The following is a 24,987-nucleotide window of genomic DNA, read 5'->3' as shown; positions in this document are numbered from 1 at the left end:
GACGTAGAAACGCCCGCAGTGACGGTGGTCACTGCGGGCGTTTCTTTTGCTTGGACTGGGCTACTTCATCATCATGCTGACGATCGCAGCGGACATTAGGTTCGCCATCGTGCCTGCGAGCATGGCGCGGAGGCCCAGCTTTGCGAGGTCGTTGCGACGTGACGGGATGAGGGCTCCGATGCCACCGATCTGCATGCCCACCGAACCGAGGTTTGCAAAGCCGCAGAGGGCAAACGTCGTGATGGCCAGTGTGCGCGTGGAGATCGCACCAGACTTTGCGAGAACGCCGAGTTGGTTGTACGCGATGAACTCATTGAGCACAGCACGCGTGCCGATGAGGTTGCCGACGATCGGCGCGTCATGCCATGGAATGCCGATGAGCCACGCCACTGGAGCGCAGAGCACGCCGAGAGCGTTGCCGAGTGAGTGCGGGAAGCGGATGTGATGGATCCACAGCGCGTTCGAGGTACTGAGCATGATGGCGTTGATAAGGCCGACGATGGCTAGGAAGCTGATGAGCATGATCGCCACGTTGAAGGCGAGTTGACCGCCGTCGATGGTGCCGCGTGCGATGGATCCGATGAGGTTCTCATTCTTGTGCTCTTCGTTCTCGGTCATCTGCACGGTGCCGAGCGTGCGGGGCACTTCGGTTTCGGGCACGAGCATCTTCGCGATGAGGATGGTGCCGGGTGCGGTCATGATGACGGCGGAGAGAAGGTCCTGCGCGCGAATGCCGAAGAGGATATACGCGGCCATGATGCCGCCGGAGACGTGCGCCATGCCAGAGGTCATGATGGTCATGAGCTCAGAACGCGTAGCGTCGTTGAGGTAGGGGCGGATGGTGAGTGGGGCTTCGGTCTGGCCCATGAAGATGGACGCGGCAACGTTGGTGGACTCTGCACCAGAGGTGCCCATGGTGCGTTGCATCACCCAGGCAACGACCTTAATGATCTGCTGCATGATGCCGAGGTGATAAAGCGCACCGAAGAGCGCGGAGACGAAGATGATGGTGGGCAGCACGGCGAAGGCGAAGACCGCCAGGGGGGAGTGCGGGTCGCCGAGGTGGCCGAAGACCATGGCGGAGCCGTCGGCTGCATGCCCCAGCAAGGAGGCGACAGCATCAGCACCGGTCTTCAGAACGCGTTGCCCCCACGAGGCGCGCAGCACGATGAAGGCGAAGAATACTTGCAGGCCCAGACCCCAGGCTACGGTGCGCCAGCGGATCGCTTTGCGGTCCGTTGAGAGCGCGTAGGCGATGCCAAGAAAAACAATGAGGCCAAGCAATCCGGTGAAACGTGCCAAAGGTGATCTCCGTCCGTGACGTGGAAAAGGGGATGAATGCTGTGTAGTGTACTGCTTTGCGGGGCCTTGTGCCGCAGGGATTCGCTTCCTGGCGGCGTCTGCTACGCGTTGCAGAAAAAGACAGAGGCCGAGCGTGAGTCGCTCGGCCTGCTGGCTGCTTCGGTTTACTGCTTCACAATTTCGCGGATCAGCGGTTGAAGCCGGGGTGCCTTGTCGTTGATCTCGAGGGTGTCGTCGAGCATCTTGTACGAGGGGCCGAGGAGTGCTTCGTCCTCACTGAAGAGGGTGAAGAGTGGCTGGCCTTCTTCCACGTAAGTACCTAGTTTGACGTGGGATTCGATGCCCGCGTGGGCACTGACTGGGTCGCCCGGGCGAGCGCGACCCGCACCCAGCCGCTGGACGGCCCAACCGACTTCCTTGCAGTCCATGCCTGCGAGGTAGCCGCTGCGCTTTGCTTTCAGCACGCGTGTCGCCGTTGGTTTGTGGAAGGCTGCGGGGTCATCGAAGACAGAGATATCGCCGCCGTGCGCGGCAGTGAGCTTGAGCCACGCTTCATACGCTGCACCGCTGGCGAGGATCTCATCGGCGAGCTTCGCGCCTGCTTCCGGCGTCTCCGACTTGCCTGCGAAGAAGAGCATCCAGCCAGAGAGGACGTTTGAGAGTTGGATGAGGTCGGCGGACATGGGATGCCGCTTGCCCTTCATGATGTCGACGCACTCCCAGACCTCGACCCAGTTGCCGGAGAACCGGCCAAGCGGCTCGTCCATGGTGGTGAGAACGGCGACGGTGCGCGTACCGGAGTGCTCGCCAGTGGAGACCATTAGTTCGGCGAGGAATTTGGAGAGCTCATACGTCGGCATGAATGCGCCGGAGCCAACCTTGACGTCGAGCACAAGGCCCTGGAGGTCTTCGGCGAGCTTCTTGCTCATAATGCTTGCCGTGATGAGGTACGGCGATTCGACCGTACCGGTGTGGTCGCGCATGGCGTAAAGCATTCGGTCGGCGGGCACCAGCTTCGGTGTTTGGCCGACGAGTACGGCGTGGCACTCCTTCAGCACCTCCATCATGCGGTCAAGCGTGAGCTGCGTGTTGAAGCCGGGGATCGTCTCGAGCTTGTCGAGCGTACCGCCGGTGTGGCCAAGCGACCGGCCGCTGATCATCGGGACCGTGATGGACGGTTTGCCCTCAATACCTGCAGCGGCCAGCGTGGGTGCGATGAGCAGTGAACTCTTATCGCCGACGCCGCCGGTCGAATGCTTGTCGACCGTAAAGCTATTGAGCTGCTTGGTGTCGAAGACCTCTCCGGAGAAGCGCATCGCTGTCGTCAGATGCGCGAGTTCTTCCCGCGACATCCCGCGCCAGAACGTCGCCATCAGGAACGCTGCAATCTGTGCATCGGTGATTTTGTCTGTGGCAGCAAGAGGAGCAGCGTCGGGGTTCAGCTTGGCTTCGCCGTTGAGTACGACGGTGCGGACGAGGTGAGCGATCTCAGCCTGCGTCAGTTCCTTGCCGTCGCGCTTCTTGATAACGATATCGAGGGGATGAATTGCGTTTTCGCTCATGGGCCTTGTTCTTACTGGAGAAATTCTGCGCGGAAAGCTTGGGGGATGAGCGCGCCGAGAGTTGTTTCCTCGTCTTTGCCACCTTCACCGGGATAGAGAACGGGGATTTCGTCGCTGCCAAACTCGGTGAGCGTCTGACGGCAGGCGCCGCAGGGCATGGAGGCGGCGCCGTTGAGATTGGCCACAGCTACAGCAAGCAGGCGGATGCCGGGGCCACGTTCTGAGACGGCGCGCGCGATGGCGGCCTGCTCTGCGCAGCTTGTCAGGCGATAGGAGCAGTTCTCCACATTGCAGCCGCTGACGACGGAGCCGTCGCTCAGCAGCAGGGCTGCACCGACGCGAAACTTGGAGTAGGGGGAGTAAGAGTGAGCAGCAACCTCGGTCGCGAGGCGGCGTAATTCAGCTTTCTTCTCAGCCGAAAGAGTATTTGCGGGTTGATTTTCCAATGGCATAGTCGAGTCGTCTAGCGTAGTCGCTTCCTCGCCTGTAGGCAAGGGCTCTTTGGCGCGTGGCTGTAGCTTCTTTGGCCACCGAAGGGACGATTCTGGAACTTCCATGTTCGCTCCTGGCATTGGGTGAAAGAGAAATTTGCATCCAATACAGTTAGGTTGAGCGAAGGGAGTGGCTCTCGGGTGGCCGTGGCAAAGGAAAAGAAGATGGCGAAGGGGAAGAAGCCCGCTGTGGCTGAGCCGCATGTGCTCGACCTTTTTCATCCCGTAACGGCTAAGTGGTTTCGCGCGGTGTTTGAGGAGGTTACGGCTCCGCAGCGCGAAGGCTGGCCTGCGATTGCTCGCGGCGAATCCACGCTCATTCTCGCTCCTACCGGTACGGGCAAGACGCTGACGGCGTTTCTGTGGTGTCTCGACAAACTGATGCTGCGCGAACCGCCAAAGGCTGAAGGCTGCCGCGTGCTCTACATCTCTCCGCTGAAGGCGTTGGCTGTAGACGTGGAGCGCAACCTGCGTTCGCCGCTCGCGGGTATCGCCAATATGGCGCAGCGCGATGGTGTCCCGGTACACACTCCGGAGATCAGCGTGCGTACGGGCGACACGAGTGCCAAAGAGCGTGCACGCTTCAAACGACATCCGGGCGAAATACTGGTGACGACGCCAGAGTCGCTTTATCTCTTGCTGACCAGCGACGCCGGCGAGACGCTGCGTTCCGTTGAGACGGTGATCATCGACGAGATTCATGCGTTGGTGCCGACCAAGCGCGGAGCGCATCTGGCGTTGTCGCTGGAGCGGCTGGAGGCACTTGCCGGACGGAGGATTCAACGCATTGGGCTGTCGGCAACGCAGCGGCCGTTAGAAGAGGTGGCGCGTTTCCTGGGTGGTGCAGAAGGGGTAGAGCACGGATCTGCTTCGCAGGCAAAGCCGAAGAAGGGGAAAGACGCCAACGCTTCGCAGGGAGCGGTGGAGCAGTTCACAAACGCGTTAGAGACAAGCGATCAGACAGAGAAACGTGAGGCCCAGGGGCCTGTGTTTCGCCCTGTGACGATTGTGAATGCTGGGGCTCGCAAGACGCTGGAGTTGACGGTGGAAGTCCCGGTGGAGGACATGGCGAAGCTGGGAGAGATTGACGAGCTTCCCAGCGGCCCTGCCTCGCAGGGGCCGAAGCGTACGAGCATCTGGCAGTCAATCCACCCGCGCTTGTTGGAGATTGTTCGTGGTCGTACGTCCACGCTGATCTTCGTGAACGCTCGGCGTGTCGCCGAGCGATTGGCGGGTGCGTTGAACGAGCTTGCTGGCGAACCGATCGCTCGCGCACATCATGGATCATTAGCTGCAGCGCAGCGTTCAGAGATTGAAGAGATGTTGAAAGCGGGCAAGCTGAAGGCGCTTGTCTGCACCTCGTCTCTGGAACTTGGCATCGACATGGGGGCGGTTGATCTTGTAGTGCAGATTGAAGCGCCGCCATCTGTTGCAAGTGGCATGCAGAGAATTGGCCGCGCCGGGCATCAGGTCGGTGCTCCATCGAGCGGCATCATCTTTCCGAAGTATCGAGCTGACCTGATTGCGTGTGCCGCTGTGACGGAAGCCATGCACGAAGGCCATGTAGAGTCGACACGTTTTCTGCGTAATCCGCTGGATGTTCTGGCACAGCAGATGGTCGCGATGATCGCTCATCCACCGTTGCCGGTAGACGAAGTGGAGAGGCGTAAGGGTCGTTCCGCCGAAAGCGAGGATGAGGCTGCGGGCGTGAGTTATGCTGCGTTGCTTGCAACGATGCGTAGCGCGGCTCCGTTTGCGGGCCTGACGGTGGCGGTCTTTGACGGCGTGCTCGACATGCTTGCCGGACGCTACCCCTCGGACGAGTTTGCGGAGTTGCGTCCGCGGGTGACGTGGGACCGGCAGCGGAACTGGATTACGCCGCGCCACGGTGTGAAGCGTATTGCGATCCTGAACGGTGGCACGATTCCTGATCGTGGCCTCTACGGAGTCTTTCTTTCAGGAGCAAGCAAACCGCTGCGAGTGGGTGAGCTTGATGAAGAGATGGTCTTCGAAGCGCGTACGGGCGAGACCTTTGTGCTGGGTGCTTCGACGTGGCGCATCGATGAAATTACGCATGATCGCGTGTTGGTTTCGCCTGCTCCCGGTGAGCCGGGCAAGATGCCGTTCTGGCATGGTGACCAGGCGGGGCGTCCGATCGAGTTCGGACGCCGCGTCGGATCGTTGGTGCGGCAGCTTCGCGAGATGCCGCGCACGGCTGCGATCACCAAGCTCACGCAGGACCACGATCTTGATGTGCGTGCAGCGGAGAACGTGCTGCGCTACCTTGCCGATCAGGAACTTGCAACGCAGCAGGTGCCGGATGATCGGACCATCGTTATTGAACGCGTGCGGGATGAGTTAGGTGATTGGCGAGTGTGCGTGCTCACGCCCTTTGGATCCAAGGTTCATACTCCGTGGGCGATGGCTGCAAGCGCGAAGTTGAGTGCGGCTGGTGTGGCCGCAGAGACGATGTGGAGCGAAGATGGCTTCGTTCTTCGCTTCCCCGAAAGCGAGTCCGCTCCGGACATTGAGTTTCTTCTGATGGAGGCTGAAGAGGCCAGCGAACTGGTGATGCAGCAACTCGGTTCAACGGCGTTGTTCGCCGCTAAGTTCCGTGAGGCAGCATCGCGCGCGCTGCTACTGCCGCGACGTCGCGCAGAGGGGCGAACGCCTTTGTGGCAGCAACGCAAACGAGCGTATGACCTGCTGTCGGTGGCGTCGCGCTACGCGGGCTTTCCGATGATTCTGGAGGCCTATCGAGAGTGCTTGCGCGATGTCTTTGACATGCCTGCTCTGGTTGAAACGCTGCGTGCCATCAGCAATCGAAGCATACGCGTACATGTGACAGACTCACGCACGCCGTCGCCGTTTGCGGGCGCTCTGCTGTTTAGCTATGTTGCGAATTACATCTACGACGGTGATGCGCCGCTGGCAGAGCGACGAGCGCAAGCGTTGGCGATTGACCAGGACCAGTTGCGTGAGTTGCTGGGAGATGCCGACTTGCGAGAGCTGCTCGACCCGGCAGCGATTGAAGAGACGGAAGAGCAGTTGCAGTGCGTGGTCGAAGGTTATAAGGCGCGTAATCTTGATGCGATCCACGATCTGTTGCTTCGGTTGGGAGACCTTACGCGTGCTGAGTTGGCGCAGCGGTGTGAGTCGCCGGAGTTGGCGAAGAGCGTGGACCGGCTGCTCAAAGCGCGACGCGTGCTTGAGCTTGGTGTGAGTGGCGAGAAGCGGCTTATCGCGGTGGAAGATGTAGGTCGCGTGAGAGATGCGCTGGGCGTTCCGTTACCACCGGGGCTGCCGACAGCTTTTCTGGAAGCAGTGCCAGAGGCACTCGTGGATATTCTGCGGCGCTATGCGAGAACGCATGGACCGTTCACGACGCAGGACGTGACCGCGCGATATGACCTGCCAAAGCCTTCGGTGGAAGCTGTGTTGCAGCGGCTGGTTGGGATGGGACGCGTCGTCGAAGGAGGCTTTCGTCCGGGTGGGCTTGCGCGTGAGTGGATTGATGCCGAAGTATTGCGTACGATCCGCCGCAAGTCGCTGGCGAAGCTTCGCAAAGAGATCGAGCCTGTCGCGCAACAAACGTTGGCACGGCTGTTTACACGCTGGCAGGGAACGGTTACTCCGCGGCGAGGGCTGGATGCGCTGCTCGATGTCATCGAGAACCTGCAGGGAGCGCCGCTGGCGGCCTCGCTGCTTGAGTCGGAAGTCCTTCCGGCGCGCATTGCAGGGTATAAGCCTGCTGATCTGGACACGCTGATTGCAGCAGGCGAAGTGATATGGGTAGGGCTCGAGCCGCTTGGTGAGCGCGATGGCCGCGTAGGTTTGTATCTGGCAGAAAAGCTGCCTTTGCTCTGGCCGCCGGATCGCATCTATCAGCCGAGTGCGCGCTCTGCGAAAGAAGAAGACAAGTTAAGCGAGCGCGAAGAGAAGATCGTTGAGTATCTGCAGAGCAATGGTGCGTCGTTCTTTCAGCCTTTGCTAGAAGGAACAGGCGGCGGCTATCCGGGGGAGTGCATCGATGCGCTGTGGTCCTTGGTGTGGCGTGGGCTTCTCTCGAACGATGCACTTCATGCCTTGCGAGCGTATAGCGAGAAGCCTGCAGCTACGGGACGCGCGGCGCGTGTTCCACGCCGCGTGCATAACCAGAATGCTTTTCGATCGCGTCGCACGACACCTCCAACAGCACAAGGCCGGTGGAGTCTCAACGAGGTGGCTTTCGATGCCAAACGCAAAGAAGCTGCCCGCCTGACAGAGTGGTCGCATGGTGTGGCTCAGCAGATGCTGACGCGGTATGGTGTCGTCTTCCGCGAGACGGCACATGCAGAAAATTTGCCGGGTGGTTTCTCCGCTGTCTACGACGTGTTCAAAGCTCTTGAAGAGTCTGGTCGCGTGCGTCGCGGATACTTTGCCGCGGACCTTGGTGCGACCCAGTTCGCGTTGCCTGCGGCTGTCGATCTCCTTCGCTCTTTGCGCAAGGAGAATCAGGACTCGCAGGAGGTTGTGATGCTGGCGGCGACCGATCCGGCGAATCCTTACGGCGCGCTGCTACGTTGGCCTGCCGCGCCGGAAGCGGGGAGTTCTTTAACGAGGTCCGTCGGTGCGCGTGTCGTGCTGGTGAACGGTGCGCTGACGGCTTATATGCGTCGCGGCAATCCGAACATACAGCTGCTGCTGCCTGAAGATGAACCGCAACGCTCGCAGGTGGCACGTTCTCTTGCAGAGTTCTTTGTGCGAGACACGCAGCGGCAGCGCGAAGATGCGATTGGTGACCGCAGTGGCGTGTTGATCGCTTCGGTGAATGGGACGCCTGTGGCGGAGCATCCGTTCTCGCGCTTCCTTCTGGATGCTGGTTTCCAGGCATCCCCTATGGGCTTCAATGTGCGTCGTAACCTTCCGCAATTGCCGGGGCGTGCAGCGGTGGTGGAGGCTTCCAATGCCTGAAGGAGACACCATCTATCGAACGGCGCGAGCCTTACAAAAAGCTTTGGCGGGCAAGATCGTTAGCGCGTTCGAGACAGGTGTAGCGAAGCTGGCGAGCGTTGACGATGACTCGCCGGTAGCTGGACGAACAGTGGAGAAGGTGGAGGCGCGAGGGAAGTGGTGTTTGATCTTCTTCTCCGGCGATCTGATCCTCGTTTCGCACATGCTCATGTCCGGCTCCTGGCATATTTATCGCGCAGGAGAAAAGTGGATGCTCCCGCACTCACGGATGAGAGTGGCTCTTCGCGTTGAGGCTAACGCTTCGAGTGGAGATGCTTTTGAGGCCGTGTTGTTTAACGCGCAAATAGCGGAGTTTCATACGGCCCGCTCGCTAGAACGAAGTTCGCAGGTGCCGAAGCTTGGACTGGATGTGTTGTCCGATACGTTTACTCCAGAGGCCGGTGTCGATGCTTTGCGACGTTATGCTCAATCGCATCCTGACGTAGAGCTGGGCGTGACGTTGCTGAACCAGCGTGTGTTGGCGGGGCTTGGGAATGTCTACAAGAGCGAGGTCGCGTTTGCGGCCGGAGTCAACCCGTTTCGGCATCTCAGCACGCTCACCGAGCGGGAGCTTGCGGCGATGACAGAGTTTGCGCAGCGTTACATGAAGGCGAATGTACAGGATGGTTCAAGCGAGGGCATCGTGACGTACAGCGGCAATCGCCGCACGACGCACAGCATGAATGCGGGAGAGCGCTTGTGGGTCTATGGTCGGCAGGGGGAGGAGTGCCGCCGATGCGGTGCTCTTATCGAGCGACGCTTGCAGGGTGAGCAGGCGCGCCCTACATACTGGTGTCCGCAATGCCAGCCTTGGATCGCCGCAGAAGGGCAGAGTTCCAAAGCTCCAGTGGGACGTGCGACGACGAGAGGCCCTCGCCGTCGCACCGGTTGCTGAAGCTACTGTGGAGGAGCTTCGTCTTCCTTCTTTTTGCCTAAGCCAAACATCTTCTGGAAGACGTTCCTGTGTGGCTGCCCATTTTCATCGGTGTTGCCAGTGCCATCGGTGTTGAAGATGCGATCACCGAGTGCTTGCGGGTCTTCACCCATGTGCGAGCAGGTACCTGCAGGTGCGGTGCCAACAAGGAACGCCAGCGAGAGGCTGTCGCCGGGGCAGGTTTCATCCGCAGGCAGATCGGTAGCGCGATTGATGGGGACGATCTGCACGCCTTCAGGAGCGGTGAAGCCCTTCATGTCGGAGTACTGCGACAGCTTGGCGGCACGCTTCATGAAGTCTGCCCAGATGGGTGCGGCGGCATCTGCGCCCTGCAGCTTGACGTCGGTGTAATCGTCGTTGCCGACCCAGATGATGCAGAGCAGGTTGGAGGTGTATCCCGCAAACCATGCGTCGTGCGAGGTGCCGGTCTTGCCAGCGGCAGGCGCGGTAAAGCCGAGACTGCGAACGCGAGCCGCTGTGCCGCGGTTGATAACGCCTTCCATCAGCGATTGCGTGAGGTAAGCTACGCGCGGGTCAAGCACCTGCTTTGCGTCCGGCGTGAAGTCAGAGACGATATCGCCTTGCTGATTGCGTACGCTCGAAAGCAGCCAGGGTTTGATGTGAACGCCGCCGTTGGCGAAGGTCGTGTAAGCCCCGGCCATGTCGAGTGGCGTCGCACTGTAGGTGCCGATCGCCATCGAAGGTGTGGGGCGAGCGTTCACAATGCCTGAACTGCGAGCAAGAGAAGCAACGTTTCCGTAGCCCACTTTCTCGGCAAGCGCGATCGTCGCAATGTTCAAAGAGTGAGCCAAAGCATCGGCTGCGGTGACCATACCGGGATACTCGCCGCGCTCGAAGTTGCCGGGCGTGTATGGTTTGCCGTCGTAGTAGAAGGTCGTAGGGTCGTCGTTGATGCGCGTCAGCGCGGTGAAGACGCCGCCACCACTCAACGCTGTGCCGTTCAGCGACGTGTTGTACGCCGTTGCGTAGACGAACGGCTTGAAGATTGAGCCTGTCGGGCGCTCGGCCATCACATGATTGAGCTGCGATGTTCCGTAGTTGCGTCCACCCACCAGCGCGAGCACCTGGCCCGTGTGCGGATTGATCGCGATCAGAGCAACTTGCGGATAGGTGATGGCCGTGTCGCTCTTGCGATGCAGCTTGCGCACAAGCTCATCTACATGGGGCATGCCTGCTTCCACGGCTTCGGAAGCAACCTGCTGCAGTTGCGGATCAAGCGAAGTGTAGATGCGAAGCTGTGAGTGCGAGGTGGTGAAGTCACCGACGCGCTGCACGATCTGGTCATGCACCATATCGACAAAGTACGGTGCTTCGCTGGCGTCTACGTTCGGCGGAGCAAGGCGGATGGGCTCTGCTTTGGCGTGGTCTGCCTCACTTTGCGTGATGGCTTCGGTCTCCACCATCGAGTCGAGAACGATATTGCGGCGCTCCATCGCGCGGTCAGGATGCTTATACGGCGAGAAGTAGTTTGGCCGCTGAATCATGCCCGCAAGCAGCGCACACTCCGGAAGATTCAGCTGCCTGATGTCTTTGCCGAAGTACGACTGTGCGGCTTCGCCGAAGCCGTTGATCGCAAAGGAGCCACGCTGCCCCAGGTTGATCTGGTTGGCATACATCTCGAAGATCTGCTGCTTGTTGAAGCGGCCTTCGAGTTGGAATGTGATCATGATCTCGGCAATCTTGCGCGAGATTTTCTTCTCTGGCGAAAGGAAGAAGCCACGGGCAAGTTGCTGTGTGAGTGTTGATCCGCCGCAGGCCTTGTGGCCGCTCAGCAGATCCTGCACACCGCACTTGACGGTACGAACGTAGTTGATGCCGCCATGCTCGAAGAAGCGGCGATCTTCAATCGCCAGCACGGCCTGCACCATCCGTGGGGGAATCTGGTTGTAGGTGATAAGGCGGCGCTTGGTGCGGTTCTTGTCTTCGCTCAGGGCGGTGATGAGCTGTGGCTCGAGCTTGTATCCGGCGAGCGCCGCGCCGTTCTCCGCGGTGATGGACTGCACTACGCCGCCGCTGGTGGTAATGGTGGCACCGTCGGTGGCGAGGTAGCTCTGCGGGCCCGGCTTGATGAGGATCGAGTCGCCCTGCAGCTTGAAGCTGCCGAGTTGCGGATTGCCGTTGTACCCGGCGCGCCGCAACTGCGAAGCAATGGTTTCAGCAGAGAGCTGTTGTCCGGTGCGGACCTCTTCCGGCGCGGCGTAGATCTGCGCTGTGGACGCAAACAGCGGCCCCGCGGACAAGCGTGCATCTACCAGACCTTCGTACTGGTGGTAGTACGCCGCGAACACGATTCCACCGATGACTGCCACTGCCAGCACGAGCACAAGGCACGCGCGCAGCAACCGCCACCAGATGGAGTGGCCGCTCTTACCGAGTTTCACTTTCACTGCCATGCCGGGAATGCCTCGCTGCTGAAGAGTTGGATGCGCCGCTACTTCGTGTTCGCGGCGATCAGCGATTGGACGTGTGCGGCGGCTGCTTCGAGAGCAACGTCGGTCGTCGTGCCTGCAAGGCGATCAACGACTTCAACGAGACCTTCGCTCAGCTTCTTGCCGATGTTCACGCGGAAGGGAACGCCGATCAACTCGGCATCCTTGAACTTCACGCCTGCGCGCTCGTCTCGGTCATCCAGCAGAACGTCGACGCGTGCAGCATCTAGGTCGCTGGCAACCCGCTCTCCTGCGGCAACCAGATCAGCTTCCTTCACGTTGGTGACGGAGACCACTGCCTGGAACGGAGCGATAGAAGGCGGCAGAGCATACTGCTCTGTGGCCTTGGGATCGTCCTTGCTCGCTGCGGCAAAGCTGGCTGCGCTTGATTCGATGGCAGCCGTCAGGATGCGCTCGAGACCGATGCCGTACGAACCCATGATCGGCGTAACTTCCTTACCGTTCGTGTCGAGCACGCGCGCGCCCATGGCGTCGGAGTACTTATAGCCAAGCTTGAAGATGTGGCCGATTTCGACAGCCTTACCCAGTCGCAGCGGTTCGCCGCCCACGGGGTCTAGTTCGCCTTCGTTGATGTTGCGCACGTCAGCAATAACGGTGGGCTTGAAGTCGCGGCCCGGCGTCACGTTCCGGAGGTGGTACTCCTCCTTGTTCGCACCGGCGACCATGTTCGTGCGGCCTTCGAGGGAGGCGTCGAGAACGACGAGCACACCGGGCTTGCGCGGGTGCGGCGCAGGCTCCAGGCCGATCGGGCCCAGGTAGCCAGCAGGAGCCTTGAAGGTCTCTGCAATCTCTTCGGACGTCATCGGACGCACTTCACCCAGCGCAATCGCGCCCAGCTTGGTCTCGTTCAACGTGTGGTCGCCGCGCAGGAAGGCCACGACAGCGCGTGTCTTACCAACGGTCTTGATCTGCTTCTGATCGGACTCCGGATGTTCAACGATGTAGGCCATCGTCTTGATCTGGTGGTGCGGTTGTGTCTTGAGGAACGCTCCCACTTCGTCAATGGTGCGGAAGCCCGGGGTGTGGACTTCTTCGGGAGCTTCTGCTGTCGGTTCGAGGTCGGCGACGACCGCCAGCTTCGATGTAGCCTTCTCCAGGTTCGCCGCGTAGCCGGAGGCAGACGACGCGATCAGGTCTTCCCCCGCTTCGGTATAGACCATGAACTCCTGCGACTGCGAACCGCCCATGGAGCCGGAGTCGGCTTCGACCGCGACGAACTCCAGACCGCAGCGCGTGAAGATGCGGCGATAGGTGCGGTCGTGCTTGTCGTAGCTGATGTCCAGACCAGCCTGGTCGAGGTCGAACGAGTAGGCGTCCTTCATCGTGAACTGGCGCACACGCAGCAGGCCGCTCTTAGGACGTGGTTCGTCGCGGAACTTGGTCTGAATCTGGTACCAGATCTGCGGGAGCTGCTTGTAGCTGCGCAGTTCGTTGCGAGCGATGGAGGTCATGATCTCTTCATGCGTCATCGCGAGGCAGAGCTCGGCACCCTTGCGGTCTTTCAGGCGGAACATATTGTCGCCCATGCCGGTCCAGCGTCCGGACTCCTGCCATACCTCGGCGGGGTTCAGCGCGGGCAGGAAGAACTCCTGCGCGATCTTGTCCATCTCTTCGCGGACGATGGCGATGATCTTGTTCAGCGAGCGCTGCCCAAGCGGCAGGTAGCTGTAAATGCCAGCGCCGAGCTGGCGCACGTATCCGGCGCGGAGAAGCAGCTTGTGGCTGGCGACTTCCGCGTCAGCCGGAGCTTCGCGGAGTGTAGGAATGAAGAGTTGCGACCAACGTTGCATACAGCGTTGATTGTACTAAGCCGGGCCGTGCGTTACTTCTTTGCTGGTCCGACTTCCCACAGATCGTGCAGATGCACCACGCCCAGCACGGCAGAGTGCGGCGTTCCGTCGGCGGTCACGACCAGCGCCGTGATCTTGTGCTCTTCCATGATCGCGAGCGCGTCCCCGGCCAGGGTGTCTGGCGAAACGGTGCGCGGCTCGGTGTTCATCACGTCGTTGGCCTGTTTGTGGAAAGTGTGTGGGCCGTTGCGCTCCATCAGGCGGCGCAGGTCGCCGTCGCTCAGCACGCCCAGCAGCTTGCCCTTGGCCTGCACAGTGGTCATGCCCAGCCGCTTGGCGCTCATCTCGTGGATCAGCGCCGGCATGGCCGCGGTCGGAGGAACGACAGGCAGGTCGTCGCCGCTGTGCATTAACTGCCGCACCGTAACGAGTTTGCGGCCAAGCTGGCCGCCGGGGTGGAATTTTGCGAAATCCTGAGGCTGAAACGCCAGTCTTCGGCTTGTTTCGATGGCCAGCGCATCGCCCAGCGCCAGCATGGCTGTCGTGGAAGCGGTGGGAGCAAGCTGATGGTTGCAGGCTTCGCGGTCCACAGCCACATTCAGCGCCTGTGCGCTTGCGGTAGCGAGCGTCGAAGTCGTGTCGCCGGTGATGCTGACCAGCGTCAGCCCCATCTTTTGCATGGCGGGTAGCAAACGCACCAGCTCTTCGGTCTCGCCGGAGTAGCTGAGCATTAGCAGCACGTCGCCGCGCCGCACATAGCCCAGGTCGCCATGCAAAGCCTCTGCCGGGTGCAGGTACAGCGATGGTGTGCCGGTGGAAACCAGCGTGGCGACAATTTTGCGTGCAATCAGCCCGCTTTTGCCGATGCCGGTCAGCACGACGCGGCGCCGCGAGCGCACAGCCTCTACAAAGAGGTTGATGACGCGGTCGAACGCCTCGCGCATCGGGCCGTCCAGGCGTTCGGCCAGGGCTTCGAGCGCAGCAATCTCCACGCGCACCAGCGCGGCAGGAGAGTCGTTCACGGTTTCGGTTGAATCGTTCATCGGACGCAAGCTGATGCTAGCAGAGCGGTACACTTAAGTTCGCGCCCTCCTTGCGGACCGGCGCAGAAGGATAGGTGTCTCCGAGTGTTGCGTCGAGCGAGCATGGTTGTGTTGATGTTGTCCGGCCTTGGCCTGATCGTCTGGGCAGGTATTTACAACTATCACCAGCGTCAGGAGCAGATGGAGCACGCGCGTGCCACGCACCTGACTCTGAGCAAGGACGCCAACGGAAACGGAACGATCACCAGCGATGCTCCTTCAGACTCGCTTGGTCGTGACCTCCGCGGCAAGGCTGCACCGGCGTTCAAGCTGAAGACGCTCGACGGCAAGTCGTTCTCTTCGGCAGACCTGAAGGGCCATGCGGTGATCATCAACTTCTGGGCAACGTACTGCGGCCCCTGCAAGCTGGAGATGCCGTGGTTCCAGGAGTTTTCGAAGAAGTACGAAGCTCAGGGGCTGCGCGTGGTTGGCATCGATGATGAAGAAGGCGCGAGCCACGACGACATCGCCACAGCCGTGAAGAAGACCGGCGTAACCTACCCGATCCTGATCGCGGACAGCGACATCGAGAAGGCCTTTGGCCTGGGTGACTACCTGCCGAGCACCTACTACGTCGATGCTTCCGGCAGCGTCGTGGTGCAGACCCCCGGCGCTCCGTCCAAGGACGAGGTCGAGGCAAACATCAAGAAGGCGCTGGGCATTCAGTGAAGCGGCTCGCCATTCTCGCCCTGCTGGCTGTACCAGCTGTGGCACAGGAGATTCACTTTGACACGCCGTCGGCACAGCGCCCTGGCGTTCGTCAGCATGTGGAGCTGATCGACGATCACTTTCTCGTCACCGCCAATCGGGGCGACGATCTGGAGCTTCGCTTTCGCGTCGGCCCCGGTCTGCACATCAACTCGCACAAGCCGAAGGACGAGCTCATGCTGCCAACGGTGTTGAAGCTCGACCTGGCCGCCGGGGTGCATGTGCAGAGCATCGACTACCCAGCTGGCAAGCCCTTCAAGCTGAATATCGGCGCAGGCGCTTTGCTGGATGTGTACGAGGGTGAGTTCCGCGTGCACTTGCGTGTGCAGGCCGCCAAAGGTACGACGATCGTGCACGGCACGTTGCGTTATCAGGCCTGCGATACGGCGAGCTGCTTCCCGCCGCGAACGCTGCCTGTAACGTTCACCGTTCAGGCGCAATAGTTAGTGCTGCGATAGTGACAGCGTATTGCCGTCGGGGTCTTTGAACCACGCGACTTTATTGCCGTTCGGCGCCGTCCAGATACCTCGAGCATCCTGCTCGAAGAACCCGAAGCGTTCAAACACCACAGCTTTTGCGGCAAGCTCGTCGATGTCAGATTCGATCTGCGCCGTCTCCCAGCCAAAGACGGTGAAGGGGAGTGGCGTGAAGGCGCCTGTGCGGACGATGCGCAGCATCACCCCGCCAGCCATGCGAAAGACAAGCGCGTAGCCGTCATCCGAGACAAACGAAAGCCCGAGCGTCTTCTCGTAGAAGGCTCGGGCTTCGGCTGGATAGTTGGTCGGAATGAATCCGATCGGTGAAAGCGTCTGAAGGCTCATGTTTCGCAAGCATAGCCTTCAGATGCTGCTACCGTCGAACTTTTTTCTGTGCCTCGATAAAGCGTCGAACGCGGTCCAGCGAACGTGCCTTGCCAAAGACGATCAGCGACTCCATGAGCGGTGGTGACTGCGCGGAGCCGGTAAGGACCGCACGCAGCAGCATGAAGTTTTCCTTCACACTCCACGCCTGAGCCTCGCCAAGCTGCTTCATCGCTGCTTCAATCGAGGGCCCGTCCCACTCAGCCTTTTCAAGCGTCGCGAGCAGTTCGCCTGCAAACGCCAGCGTCTCTTCGACGGTGCGCTTCTTCGGCAGCCAGACGCTCTCGGCTGGCATGACGTTGTCGCTGAACAGGAACGAGGTCATGTCGCCAAAGCCGCCAAGCGTTTCAATACGGTTCTGCACCAGCGGCGCGATAGCGCGGAGGTACTCGTCGGAGAAGACGGTCTTGCGCATCTCGGTGAAGAACTCTTCCGGCGAAAGCTTGCGCAGGTACTCCCCGTTCAGCCACTTCAGCTTCACGATGTCGAAGACCGGTCCGCCCAGCGAGATGCGTGCGAAGTCGAAGCGCTCTTCCATCTCCTGCAGGGAGAAGATGTCTGACTCCTTCGTGCTTGCGCCGCTCGAAACAATCTGCTGCTCGGTAAGCTGCGCCATGCCGCCGCCCAGAAGGCCGAGGAAGTTCAGCATCGACTGCGGCAGATAACCGCAGTCGCGGTAGTAGTTCAGCGAAACCGGGTTCTTGCGCTTGGAAATTTTGGACTTGTCGACGTTGCGCAGTAGCGGCATGTGCCAGAACTTCGGCATCTCCCAGCCAAAACCCTTGTACAGCAGCACATGCTTCGGCGTGGATGAGATCCACTCCTCGGCACGGATCACGTCGGTGATCTGCATCAGATGGTCGTCAACGACGTTCGCCAGGTGATAGGTTGGGAAGCCGTCAGACTTCAGGAGCACCTGGTCATCCACGTTCGAGTATTCGAACGTGATGTCGCCGCGAAGCTCGTCGCGGAAGGTCATCGAACCTTCCGACGGCACCTTCAGGCGCACGGTGAAGGGCTTGCCTTCAGCCAGCGCAGTCTGCACTTCTTCGTCGCTCATATAGCGCGAGCGACCGTTGTAGCGCGGCGGCTGCTTGGCGGCGAGCTGTTCCTTGCGCTCCGCGTCCAGCTCTTCCGGCGTCTCAAACGCGCGGTAGGCGTGGCCGCTGGCGAGCAGCTTGTCGCAGTACTCGCGGTAGATCTCGGTGCGCTCGCTCTGGCGATAGGGGCCAAACGGGCCACCGACATCGGGGCCTTCGTTCCACTCCAGCCCGACCCAGCGCAGAGCGTCGAAGATCATCTGCTCGCTGCTGGCGACGAAGCGGGTTCGGTCGGTGTCTTCAATGCGCAGCACAAACTCGCCGCCGCGCTGCCGGGCGAATAGGTAGTTGAGCAGGCCGATATAGGCCGTGCCGACGTGCGGATCGCCGGTAGGCGAGGGCGCAATACGAACGCGCGTCTTGCGCGCAGAGGAGGCAGGGGTCATTTCAGAGGTCATTGCTGATAAATCGTTCCACCCCTGATCTTACTCGCACCTACACCTCTGGCGGGTTTTGGGACTCAGGAACCTGTGCAGGAGTGTCCGGAGCCGCCACAGGCGTCGTCGCATAGGCGGCTGGCGGAGCGTACGCGGCCGGCGGAGCATACGCCGGAGGGGCCTGCGGCGGGTAAGCCTGTGGTGGGTAAGCCTGTGGTGGGTACGGAGGCTGCGGCGGATAGGGCTGGCCGAACGGCATCCGCATCGCCGGAATCACCTTCCACTGCGAGAACGCCAGCACATAGATCATCACTAGATTCACCAGCGGAAGAATCATCAGAAACGAAAGCGCGGGAGCCATGCCTGCTTTCTTGAAGATCTGCCAGAAAGGAATGATGATGATGGCTGCCGCGACAAACCAGAAGATCAGAATCATCGGGATAAGAACTGCAAAGGCGTGCATGGCTTGCTGCTGCGTCTGAACCGGGTCCATCTGGACATCCTCCTGATGATGAAGCCAATCTACCCGAGAAAGCGAAACGATTCCAGTCAAAATACAGCTTGACCAACTTGACCAAGTCGGCGAATGATTCAGGTATGGCTAAGAAAGCAGCGGTGGCGTCTTACAACCTCTATGAAGCAAAGACGGCCCTGTCCCGCCTGGTGGAGGAGGCTGCAGGTGGCAAAGAAATTGTCATTGCAAAAGCCGGTAAGCCCATGGCAAAGCTCGTGCCGATCATCAGTACGCCTGAACTGAAGAAGAGGCGTGACTGGGGCGAGAACCAGCTCGGTGTGACGTACGTGGCACCTGACTTTGAGGAACCCGTCTGGACCGATGACGAGTTGGAAGAGATGGGCCTTTAACCGTGAAGCTTCTTCTCGATACGAACGCATTCTTCTGGTACGTTCAGGATTCCACTCGCCTGCCTGCGGTATGGAGAGATGAGATTAGCGACCTCTCCAACGAGGTCTTTTTTAGTGCAGTTTCTTCTTGGGAGATTTCGACCAAGCGAACAAAAGGCAAGTTAGCGTTTAGCGGCTCCCCGCAAAAAGTAGCGACGAAGAATGCTTTCGCCATGCTTCCGATCCAGGCTTCGCATTGTGAAGTCGCCGCTGAGTTGCCGGATCATCACAAAGATCCGTTCGACCGCCTCTTGATCGCTCAGGCGCAGGTTGAAGGTCTTGTGATCGTGACCAGTGATGCCATCTTCAAAAAGTATGGCGTTCGTACGCTTCGGACCTAGGTCAAATCCTCAGGATCAAACGCCGGAACCTTGCGGCCCAGCGCGGAGATGTCATGTGGCTGCGTCGCGATCGTGCTCAACACGCCGTCGATATCAGCATCAGAGGGCGTCTCTGCGTGCAGCGTCAGCTTCTTGTGCTCGTCCGGCAGCTTAATCGACTCCAGCAACACGACAACGTGTGCCACGGCCGTGCCATCCTGCGGCAGGCCTTCAGGCGTCTTGCCCTTCAGGCTGACGTTCTTGATGTCGATCTCAAGCAGGTCCGCGACGCGTTCGCGCATCTTTTCGGCGATCGGCACAATCTTCGGCCGATGCATGATCAGCACGCAGTCCAGGTTGACGATCTTGTAGCCCGCGAGGGCGACTTCTTCCAGCGCCGTCTGCAGGAATACGGTCGAATCCGCACCCTTCCACTTGGGATCGGTCGGCGGAAAGAACGTACCGATGTCACCAGCTGAAACTGCGCCCAGCAAGGCGTCGGTAATGGCGTGGAGCAACAGGTCGCCGTCAGAATGTCCGGCCAGGCCCTCGGGATGTTCGATCTTGAGACCGCCAATGACTAGCGGAACTCCCGCCTTGAACGCGTGTGAATCAAACCCGAGACCGATGCGCATACCCATAAGCCTGATTCTAACTCGACCTCTCCGGTGTCTAATGCACTAGCTGTCGCCGCCGGGCAGGGAAGGACCTGCGGTGTACTCTCTCCCATAGCGTATGAAGCTTGCTCGCTCTTTTATTTCTCTCGGCCTTCTTGCAGTCGTTGCCTCTGTCGCGACCGCGCAAAGCACCACCACGAATCTTGTTCCGGCGCACGACTCGTTGCTGCCTCCCAGCTTTGGAAGCTGGCAGACCGCGACGCCTGCGTCCGCTCCTGATGAGCCTGCGATGTCGCTGGTGAACGCCAACAAAGCTGCGCTCGCGGAAGACAATCCTCAGCGTTCTCAGGTGTCGGATTTCCAGAACGCCGACGGCAAGCTTCACGTCGAAGCTGTCCAATTTGCCGACTTTTCGGGAGCCTTCGCGGCGTTCACGTTGCTGCGTACGTCCGGTTCGGCTGACGACAAACTCCTTGGAGCACACAGTGCCTATGCTGACGGCGCGTTGCTCTTCCAGCAGGGATCCGTCGTCGTGCTCGCTTTCCCCGTCGCTCGTGACACCGGTTCTACGACCAAGGACGAAGCCCGCATTCGCGACCTGAAGGCACTGGCGGCTTCGCTTCCTGCTGTCCGCGGAGCGCAGGCTCTGCCGCCTCTGCTTCCCAACGTTCCTCCGGGCAAATGGCTCCTCCCTGGCAGCGTTCGCTACGCTCTCGGCCCTGCGACATACTCGGCGCAGGGCGGTGTGCTGCCTGCTGCGAACCTCGGCTGGGACAAGAGCGCTGAAGCCGTTACCGCAGCCTACAAGGACAAGCACGGCGAAGAAACGCTCACGCTGCTGCTCTACCCCACGCCGCAGATCGCGGACGCGAACCTGAAGCACCTGAACGGTATCTTCCCTGGCTTGGGGTCGAAGTTCACGGAGGTCAGCGCGCGTCGTGATGGCACGCTCGTTCTGGTCGCCAGCGGAACCTATCCGCGGGAAGTGGCGACGAAGTTCATCGCCGGCATCCATCTCAAGATGATGGCGACGACAGACGCAGGAGCGCCTCCTCCGGAGTTCCAGAGTGAGGTTCGCAAGACGGCCAGCCTGCTGGCCAACATCGCCGTCCTTGCCGGCATCCTTTGCTCGGCAGCGGTTCTTCTGGGACTTTTCCTCGGAGGTGGCCGAGCGGCCATTCGCGTGCTCCGGGGCAAGCCTGCGGCGGTAGAACCTGAGTTCCTCCGCCTGCATCTGGCCAACCAGAATGCCCCGCCGAAGTTCCAGAAGGAGAATTCCCAAGCTGCCCCGGAAAAACCCAAAGAAAATGGGGAATGACGTAGCTATTTCAGCTAAGTAATTGCAAAAAAAGGCCTTGCGTTTTCCAGAAGGAATACCTTGACATGACCCACCACCGACCATACTCTTGCACCTAGAGAGTTCTAATGGCTTTGCCTCCGTTGGAACTGCCTCCCATAGAAGAAAGGGTCGCCCTGTTGCCGGGCGGCCCTTTCGCTTTCCAGAAGCGTTGTGGAAAACGCGGCAGAAACTGCGGCTCATCAGATGCTTTTGCTCGCCGATAACTCCGAAAGCGCACGCGCACGCGCCCCGGAGAGTCCATGCACAACCTTGCCGTCTTCTTTGCCGCCTTGCTGATGATCTTTTCTCCCTGCCTCTTGGCGGTGAGGAGCGTTCAGGGAGAGGACGTCGAGGAGGGCGGGCCGCTGACGGCATGACCTGTCTGACAGCAATGTGCTAGTTTGTCAGGTGCCATGCGAACCTTTCTTGTCGCCGCTCTCTGTTTTGCTTCTCTCGCAGCCGTTACACACGCTCAGGACACTCGCGCAGTGGTTGAGCCGAAGGTGCCGCCGGTCTGTACCCGTCTTGTCGCGTCGCTGACCGCCGATAGCAAAGGCGGCTTTGTCCAGCGTGAGGATCACGCGGACACGGAGCGGATCCAAAAGGCGATAGACACCTGTGGCGCAGGAAAAGCTGTGGAGCTGGCCATGCCTGTGCTGAAAGACCCGGTTCTGCGGAATCCCGGCTATAACAGCTTCCTCAGTGGCCCGCTGGAGCTGAAGGACGGCGTAACGCTGTTGATCGACAAGAAGGTAACGCTTTACGCCTCGGTTAACCCTGCCGACTACGACGTGGAGGTCGATGGCAAGAAGCTGGGCCTCTGTGGTACGGCTATACCTCGCCCGACGAACCTGCCCACGTTCTCCACCAACCAGGCTGCTCGCCCCAAAGGTGGCTGCCGACCGTTTCTCAGCATCCGCAACGCAAAGAACGCCGGGCTGATGGGCGACGGCGTCATTGACGGTCGCGGCTATCACCAACTCGTCGGCCATGACTACAGTTGGTGGCAGCTCGCTCGCAAGTCCGAGCCACACGACGACCTCTACTTCGCTCCGAAGCTGATCGTCGCCGATCACGCCGACGGCCTGACCTTTTACAACATCACCCTGCACAACAGCATGAACTTCCACGTCTCCGTGGGTCACACCGACGGCTTCACCGCCTGGGGAGTCCACCTGCAGACGCCGACGGACAAGACGCAGGACGCTCGCAACACCGACGGCATCGATCCCGGAACCTCTACCAACATCACCATCGCACACTCGTGGATCGACAACGGCGACGACAATATCGCCATCAAGCAGGGTGTCAGCCATATGAGCGTGCTCGATAACCACTTCTACTCTGGCCACGGAATGAGCATCGGCTCGGAGACCGTGCTCGGGCAGAGCTTCCTGCTTGTCGACGGCCTTGTCGAAGACCACACCACCTCCGGCATCCGTATCAAAAGCAACGTGAAGCGCGGCGGCCCGGTGCACGATCTGGTGTATCGCAACGTCTGCATGCGGGATGTACCGATCCCAATCGCCATCTCGCCCTGGTACACCAACAAGACGGTCGAACCGTTTGCTGACCCGAAGTATACCGGTGACAAAATCCCCGACTACAAGCGCATCTCTTTGGAGAACATCTACAGCGAAACGCCCGGCGACGTTCTGATCTCTGGCCTCAACGACGAGCATCGCACCGAGGTGACGCTGCGCGACGTCACGATCAAGGGCATCAAGCCGGAGCAGGTCCACGTAGCCTTCGCTGACCTGAAGGTCTTGGTGCCGTGGACGAACATCCCGTTTGGAGCGGCCGCAAAGCTGAACCCGAGTGTTCATCTGCAGATGAGCGCTGGCAACGTCACCACACCAACGGGCGGCCTGCCCGATCCCTGCGCTGGTAAGTTTGTGCCGATGCGTTAGTTTTCGTGCAGACGAACGAAAGGCCGCCCATCTTCTGGGCGGCCTTTCTCTTCTGGTGCGTACGCTTACTCCACAATGCTGCCATCAGCGGCGGAAGCCGGGCTCGTGACCTTCCAGCCAGAACTCGTATCGGTCAGCGTCTTCGTCGCAGCACCGTTGCCAGCCATGTTTGTGGCGACGGCAGGGAAGGCGCTTTGCACGCCAGCAGCCTTTGCCCATCCGGCGGCATCTCCGAAGGCCCAGTGGTAGCCCACCTGAGTGGTTGAGCCTACGTCACCGTTGTTCGGCGTTGAGCTGTCAATCGAGGACACATTGCGATGTCCGTAGCAGAAGTTCCCAGAGCTGGGGTCGGTCGTATCCGCTGTCCAGGCTGCGCGCCCCTTGTCGGAGAGATCATAGTTTGTGACCTGCTTGCTCATCACGATCATGGTCTTCTTCTCGTTTGTCGTTCGATTCAGCAAGCCCTGGTTGAACAGGGCATCAAAGCCTCCGGTCTTCTCGGCGTCGGAGGTGTCGATCTGCATCGGAAACTTCTGCGGAGTGGACCACAGGCAGGCTGGATGTGCCGTGTAGTAGTCGTTGATGGCTGTCCGGTAGTTCAAGGAGTTGTCTGCTGTCTTCTTGCAGCCAACTGCTAGAACCATGCAGGAAGCAATAGCAACAGACGCGACCGTCTTATGGAGTGAATTCTTCATCGCAAATACCCTCGAGACAGTGAGATGCACGAAAACACCGCATCGCAAACCATGAAGCGGAGCGAGATCGAGCTGATCGAGTAATTTGTGAGGGGATGAAGCAGAATGGAGCCGACGAACGGACTTGAACCGTTGACCTGCTGATTACGAATCAGCTGCTCTACCAACTGAGCTACGTCGGCCAATTGCTCCTAGACCATTCTACGGGAAAGGCAGTGGAAATCCAAATGATGGCACTTAGAGCAACCTGAGCTGCTTTCCGTGGGTCTGACACTGGCGTGTCGCAGTATTCTGCGAGTGGTCTGAAGGAGATTTGCCGTACATGAAAATCATTTTCCTTTCCTTCGTTTTTGCGGCTGGTTGCTCAGCGGCGATGGCGCAGCTTGCCCCTCCACCCAGGCCAGCCAACGATCCCCTGAGCAACACCTACGTCACGGCTGCAGAAAGTACGCTTGATGCCGCCGAAGCGGTGGATCTTGGTGCTGCGCCTGCTGCTCTGGACTCACAGATGGCGAATCTGAAGACCACGCGCACCAACCTGGCCTCCATGGCCTACACCGACAACGAGAAGCTTGTTCTTTCTGCCATCGACAGCCTGATGTTTACGCTCACGTCCTGCCGCATTCAGGCCATCGACGGCACGGACCTTACGGCGTGCAAGACGCATCTTCTCGAGTACCGCCACGCGGCTGAGGAGACTCTCGGCAAACATAAGAGTGAAGGCACCTGGAAGAATGGCCCTCCTTCTACCGAGTAGCAGGGGCTCTTCTTCGCGCAGTTACTTTTTTCTCAGCTCATCGAGTCCGACGTTATCCCGTCGCGCCCACAGAACGGCAAAGTTCCGCTCGAAGCGATCCACGGACGCGCCATCGTGCGTCAGGATGAGGTCATTGTCCTGACGCTTCTCTCCTGTAGGCGAAAAGTTCGCCGAGCCTGAACGCAGCGTCGCTCCATCCACGGCATAGCTCTTCAGGTGCATCAGTGTCTTCGAATGCTTCACTTCGATCTGGACGTTCGACGTCTTCTGCAGTGCGCGCAGTACCAGCAGCGAACTCGTCGTGTCGGCCTCATCGTCTTCCGTGGAACTCTTGCGGTCTTCGCGCGCGAGTTCACCCTGCGTCTGCACCTGGTCCATGTAGATCCGCACCTGCACGCCGCGCCCTGCGGCCTCCATCAGCGACTGTCCCAGCGCATGATCCGTCAGGCTGTACGCGCAGAGGTCGATCGTCTTCGTGGCAGAACGAATCAACGCCGTGTCGATGGCTTCGAGGTTTTCGGCAGGGGAGTAATGCGTCTCGATGCCACCGCTCGTTCTCACCGGTGCAGGCGACTGACATCCCATCAGCAGAGAACTGACTCCCAGGACCAACACGGCGTGCCATGTCTTCTTCTTCATCACCGGCACAGTCTACGTTCCTTGGCTGCGGAAAGCGGCTGACATCACCAGCGACATCGTTTTCTGTTGAAAAGCCATGCGGAACCACGCTTGGTTCGAGTTATCCACGGATATCTTGCTTTGCCATGCATGAAACGC

At 60.0% G+C, this 24,987-nt stretch carries 21 protein-coding genes and 1 tRNA gene; 9 read left to right on the top strand and 13 right to left on the bottom strand.

Annotated features, from left to right (window positions below; all coding sequences use genetic code 11):
* Nucleotides 1–60: 60 nt before the first annotated feature.
* The 3 genes from PW792_12055 to PW792_12045 form a co-directional block, all read right to left on the bottom strand.
* Entirely contained in the window at nucleotides 61–1,302 is a 1,242-nt protein-coding gene (locus tag PW792_12055; protein MDE1162664.1) for a nucleoside transporter C-terminal domain-containing protein, read from the bottom strand.
* A 164-nt stretch (nucleotides 1,303–1,466) separates the two neighbouring features.
* Nucleotides 1,467–2,864, bottom strand: coding sequence for a thymidine phosphorylase (locus tag PW792_12050; GenBank protein MDE1162663.1), 1,398 nt, complete (start codon nucleotides 2,862–2,864; stop codon nucleotides 1,467–1,469).
* An 11-nt stretch (nucleotides 2,865–2,875) separates the two neighbouring features.
* Nucleotides 2,876–3,421, bottom strand: a complete 546-nt coding sequence (locus tag PW792_12045; GenBank protein ID MDE1162662.1) for a cytidine deaminase — start codon at nucleotides 3,419–3,421, stop codon at nucleotides 2,876–2,878.
* 99 nt (nucleotides 3,422–3,520) lie between these two features.
* Between PW792_12045 and PW792_12040 the strand changes: the two genes are divergently transcribed.
* Complete coding sequence (locus PW792_12040; protein ID MDE1162661.1) at nucleotides 3,521–8,308, top strand: crosslink repair DNA glycosylase YcaQ family protein; 4,788 nt, start codon at nucleotides 3,521–3,523, stop codon at nucleotides 8,306–8,308.
* Complete coding sequence (locus PW792_12035) at nucleotides 8,301–9,242, top strand: Fpg/Nei family DNA glycosylase (GenBank protein ID MDE1162660.1); 942 nt, start codon at nucleotides 8,301–8,303, stop codon at nucleotides 9,240–9,242. The genes PW792_12040 and PW792_12035 overlap by 8 nt, the downstream gene beginning before the upstream one ends.
* Before the next feature lie 2 nt (nucleotides 9,243–9,244).
* Here PW792_12035 and PW792_12030 read toward each other — a convergent pair whose 3' ends face one another.
* The 3 genes from PW792_12030 to PW792_12020 are packed head-to-tail and all read right to left on the bottom strand — an operon-like array spanning nucleotide 9,245 to nucleotide 14,585.
* Complete coding sequence (locus tag PW792_12030; GenBank protein MDE1162659.1) at nucleotides 9,245–11,695, bottom strand: PBP1A family penicillin-binding protein; 2,451 nt, start codon at nucleotides 11,693–11,695, stop codon at nucleotides 9,245–9,247.
* A gap of 38 nt (nucleotides 11,696–11,733) precedes the next feature.
* Nucleotides 11,734–13,542 carry a proline--tRNA ligase gene (locus tag PW792_12025; GenBank protein MDE1162658.1) on the bottom strand — a complete coding sequence of 603 codons (1,809 nt, stop codon included), beginning with the start codon at nucleotides 13,540–13,542 and terminating at the stop codon, nucleotides 11,734–11,736.
* A gap of 32 nt (nucleotides 13,543–13,574) precedes the next feature.
* Nucleotides 13,575–14,585 carry a KpsF/GutQ family sugar-phosphate isomerase gene (locus PW792_12020; protein ID MDE1162657.1) on the bottom strand — a complete coding sequence of 337 codons (1,011 nt, stop codon included), beginning with the start codon at nucleotides 14,583–14,585 and terminating at the stop codon, nucleotides 13,575–13,577.
* Nucleotides 14,586–14,669: 84 nt separating this feature from the next.
* On the opposite strand from PW792_12020, the gene PW792_12015 reads away from it, so the two are divergent.
* A complete protein-coding gene (locus PW792_12015; GenBank protein ID MDE1162656.1) occupies nucleotides 14,670–15,293 on the top strand; it encodes a TlpA disulfide reductase family protein in 624 nt (207 codons plus the stop codon).
* Nucleotides 15,290–15,775 (top strand): protein-disulfide reductase DsbD N-terminal domain-containing protein, encoded by a 486-nt coding sequence (locus tag PW792_12010; protein MDE1162655.1) that lies wholly within the window; start codon nucleotides 15,290–15,292, stop codon nucleotides 15,773–15,775. The genes PW792_12015 and PW792_12010 overlap by 4 nt, the downstream gene beginning before the upstream one ends.
* Here PW792_12010 and PW792_12005 read toward each other — a convergent pair whose 3' ends face one another.
* The 3 genes from PW792_12005 to PW792_11995 are packed head-to-tail and all read right to left on the bottom strand — an operon-like array spanning nucleotide 15,776 to nucleotide 18,162.
* The gene (locus PW792_12005) at nucleotides 15,776–16,153 is read right to left on the bottom strand and encodes a VOC family protein (protein MDE1162654.1); all 378 of its coding nucleotides are present in this window, start codon (nucleotides 16,151–16,153) and stop codon (nucleotides 15,776–15,778) included.
* 28 nt (nucleotides 16,154–16,181) lie between these two features.
* A complete protein-coding gene (gltX, locus tag PW792_12000; protein ID MDE1162653.1) occupies nucleotides 16,182–17,690 on the bottom strand; it encodes a glutamate--tRNA ligase in 1,509 nt (502 codons plus the stop codon).
* Nucleotides 17,691–17,727: 37 nt separating this feature from the next.
* Complete coding sequence (locus tag PW792_11995) at nucleotides 17,728–18,162, bottom strand: hypothetical protein (protein MDE1162652.1); 435 nt, start codon at nucleotides 18,160–18,162, stop codon at nucleotides 17,728–17,730.
* A 104-nt stretch (nucleotides 18,163–18,266) separates the two neighbouring features.
* Here PW792_11995 and PW792_11990 point away from each other — a divergent pair, with 104 nt between their 5' ends.
* Both PW792_11990 and PW792_11985 read left to right on the top strand, forming a co-directional pair.
* Entirely contained in the window at nucleotides 18,267–18,533 is a 267-nt protein-coding gene (locus PW792_11990; GenBank protein ID MDE1162651.1) for a type II toxin-antitoxin system prevent-host-death family antitoxin, read from the top strand.
* A 2-nt stretch (nucleotides 18,534–18,535) separates the two neighbouring features.
* A complete protein-coding gene (locus PW792_11985; protein MDE1162650.1) occupies nucleotides 18,536–18,913 on the top strand; it encodes a type II toxin-antitoxin system VapC family toxin in 378 nt (125 codons plus the stop codon).
* Here the strand turns inward: PW792_11985 and ispF are convergent.
* Nucleotides 18,910–19,533 (bottom strand): 2-C-methyl-D-erythritol 2,4-cyclodiphosphate synthase, encoded by a 624-nt coding sequence (gene ispF, locus PW792_11980; protein MDE1162649.1) that lies wholly within the window; start codon nucleotides 19,531–19,533, stop codon nucleotides 18,910–18,912. The two genes, PW792_11985 and ispF, sit on opposite strands and share 4 nt — an antisense overlap.
* Nucleotides 19,534–19,627: 94 nt before the next feature.
* On the opposite strand from ispF, the gene PW792_11975 reads away from it, so the two are divergent.
* Nucleotides 19,628–20,827, top strand: a complete 1,200-nt coding sequence (locus tag PW792_11975) for a hypothetical protein (protein ID MDE1162648.1) — start codon at nucleotides 19,628–19,630, stop codon at nucleotides 20,825–20,827.
* Nucleotides 20,828–21,261: 434 nt separating this feature from the next.
* Complete coding sequence (locus PW792_11970; GenBank protein MDE1162647.1) at nucleotides 21,262–22,758, top strand: glycosyl hydrolase family 28 protein; 1,497 nt, start codon at nucleotides 21,262–21,264, stop codon at nucleotides 22,756–22,758.
* A 65-nt stretch (nucleotides 22,759–22,823) separates the two neighbouring features.
* Here the strand turns inward: PW792_11970 and PW792_11965 are convergent, their stop codons facing one another.
* Both PW792_11965 and PW792_11960 read right to left on the bottom strand, forming a co-directional pair.
* Entirely contained in the window at nucleotides 22,824–23,453 is a 630-nt protein-coding gene (locus PW792_11965; GenBank protein MDE1162646.1) for a hypothetical protein, read from the bottom strand.
* Nucleotides 23,454–23,559: 106 nt separating this feature from the next.
* A tRNA-Thr gene (locus tag PW792_11960) sits at nucleotides 23,560–23,635 on the bottom strand.
* A 140-nt stretch (nucleotides 23,636–23,775) separates the two neighbouring features.
* On the opposite strand from PW792_11960, the gene PW792_11955 reads away from it, so the two are divergent.
* Nucleotides 23,776–24,210 carry a hypothetical protein gene (locus PW792_11955; protein MDE1162645.1) on the top strand — a complete coding sequence of 145 codons (435 nt, stop codon included), beginning with the start codon at nucleotides 23,776–23,778 and terminating at the stop codon, nucleotides 24,208–24,210.
* Nucleotides 24,211–24,231: 21 nt separating this feature from the next.
* Here the strand turns inward: PW792_11955 and PW792_11950 are convergent, their stop codons facing one another.
* Nucleotides 24,232–24,849 (bottom strand): phospholipase D-like domain-containing protein, encoded by a 618-nt coding sequence (locus tag PW792_11950; protein MDE1162644.1) that lies wholly within the window; start codon nucleotides 24,847–24,849, stop codon nucleotides 24,232–24,234.
* Between the last annotated feature and the right edge of the window lie 138 nt (nucleotides 24,850–24,987).

The organism is Acidobacteriaceae bacterium, assembly GCA_028283655.1.
GTDB lineage: Bacteria > Acidobacteriota > Terriglobia > Terriglobales > Acidobacteriaceae > Granulicella.
The sequence above is the reverse complement of the archived record's forward strand: the minus strand, read 5'-3'. Positions and strand labels throughout refer to the sequence as shown.

Bases quoted from the DNA above. Each gene is read 5' to 3' on its own strand.
- PW792_12050 (MDE1162663.1), bottom strand. From the start codon at position 2,864: ATGAGCGAAAACGCAATTCATCCCCTCGATATCGTTATCAAGAAGCGC.
- PW792_12045 (MDE1162662.1), bottom strand. From the start codon at position 3,421: ATGGAAGTTCCAGAATCGTCCCTTCGGTGGCCAAAGAAGCTACAGCCA.
- PW792_12040 (MDE1162661.1), top strand. From the start codon at position 3,521: ATGGCGAAGGGGAAGAAGCCCGCTGTGGCTGAGCCGCATGTGCTCGAC.
- PW792_12035 (MDE1162660.1), top strand. From the start codon at position 8,301: ATGCCTGAAGGAGACACCATCTATCGAACGGCGCGAGCCTTACAAAAA.
- PW792_12030 (MDE1162659.1), bottom strand. From the start codon at position 11,695: ATGGCAGTGAAAGTGAAACTCGGTAAGAGCGGCCACTCCATCTGGTGG.
- PW792_12025 (MDE1162658.1), bottom strand. From the start codon at position 13,542: ATGCAACGTTGGTCGCAACTCTTCATTCCTACACTCCGCGAAGCTCCG.
- PW792_12020 (MDE1162657.1), bottom strand. From the start codon at position 14,585: ATGAACGATTCAACCGAAACCGTGAACGACTCTCCTGCCGCGCTGGTG.
- PW792_12005 (MDE1162654.1), bottom strand. From the start codon at position 16,153: ATGAGCCTTCAGACGCTTTCACCGATCGGATTCATTCCGACCAACTAT.
- gltX (MDE1162653.1), bottom strand. From the start codon at position 17,690: ATGACCTCTGAAATGACCCCTGCCTCCTCTGCGCGCAAGACGCGCGTT.
- PW792_11995 (MDE1162652.1), bottom strand. From the start codon at position 18,162: ATGGACCCGGTTCAGACGCAGCAGCAAGCCATGCACGCCTTTGCAGTT.
- PW792_11990 (MDE1162651.1), top strand. From the start codon at position 18,267: ATGGCTAAGAAAGCAGCGGTGGCGTCTTACAACCTCTATGAAGCAAAG.
- ispF (MDE1162649.1), bottom strand. From the start codon at position 19,533: ATGGGTATGCGCATCGGTCTCGGGTTTGATTCACACGCGTTCAAGGCG.
- PW792_11975 (MDE1162648.1), top strand. From the start codon at position 19,628: ATGAAGCTTGCTCGCTCTTTTATTTCTCTCGGCCTTCTTGCAGTCGTT.
- PW792_11970 (MDE1162647.1), top strand. From the start codon at position 21,262: ATGCGAACCTTTCTTGTCGCCGCTCTCTGTTTTGCTTCTCTCGCAGCC.
- PW792_11965 (MDE1162646.1), bottom strand. From the start codon at position 23,453: ATGAAGAATTCACTCCATAAGACGGTCGCGTCTGTTGCTATTGCTTCC.
- PW792_11955 (MDE1162645.1), top strand. From the start codon at position 23,776: ATGAAAATCATTTTCCTTTCCTTCGTTTTTGCGGCTGGTTGCTCAGCG.
- PW792_11950 (MDE1162644.1), bottom strand. From the start codon at position 24,849: ATGAAGAAGAAGACATGGCACGCCGTGTTGGTCCTGGGAGTCAGTTCT.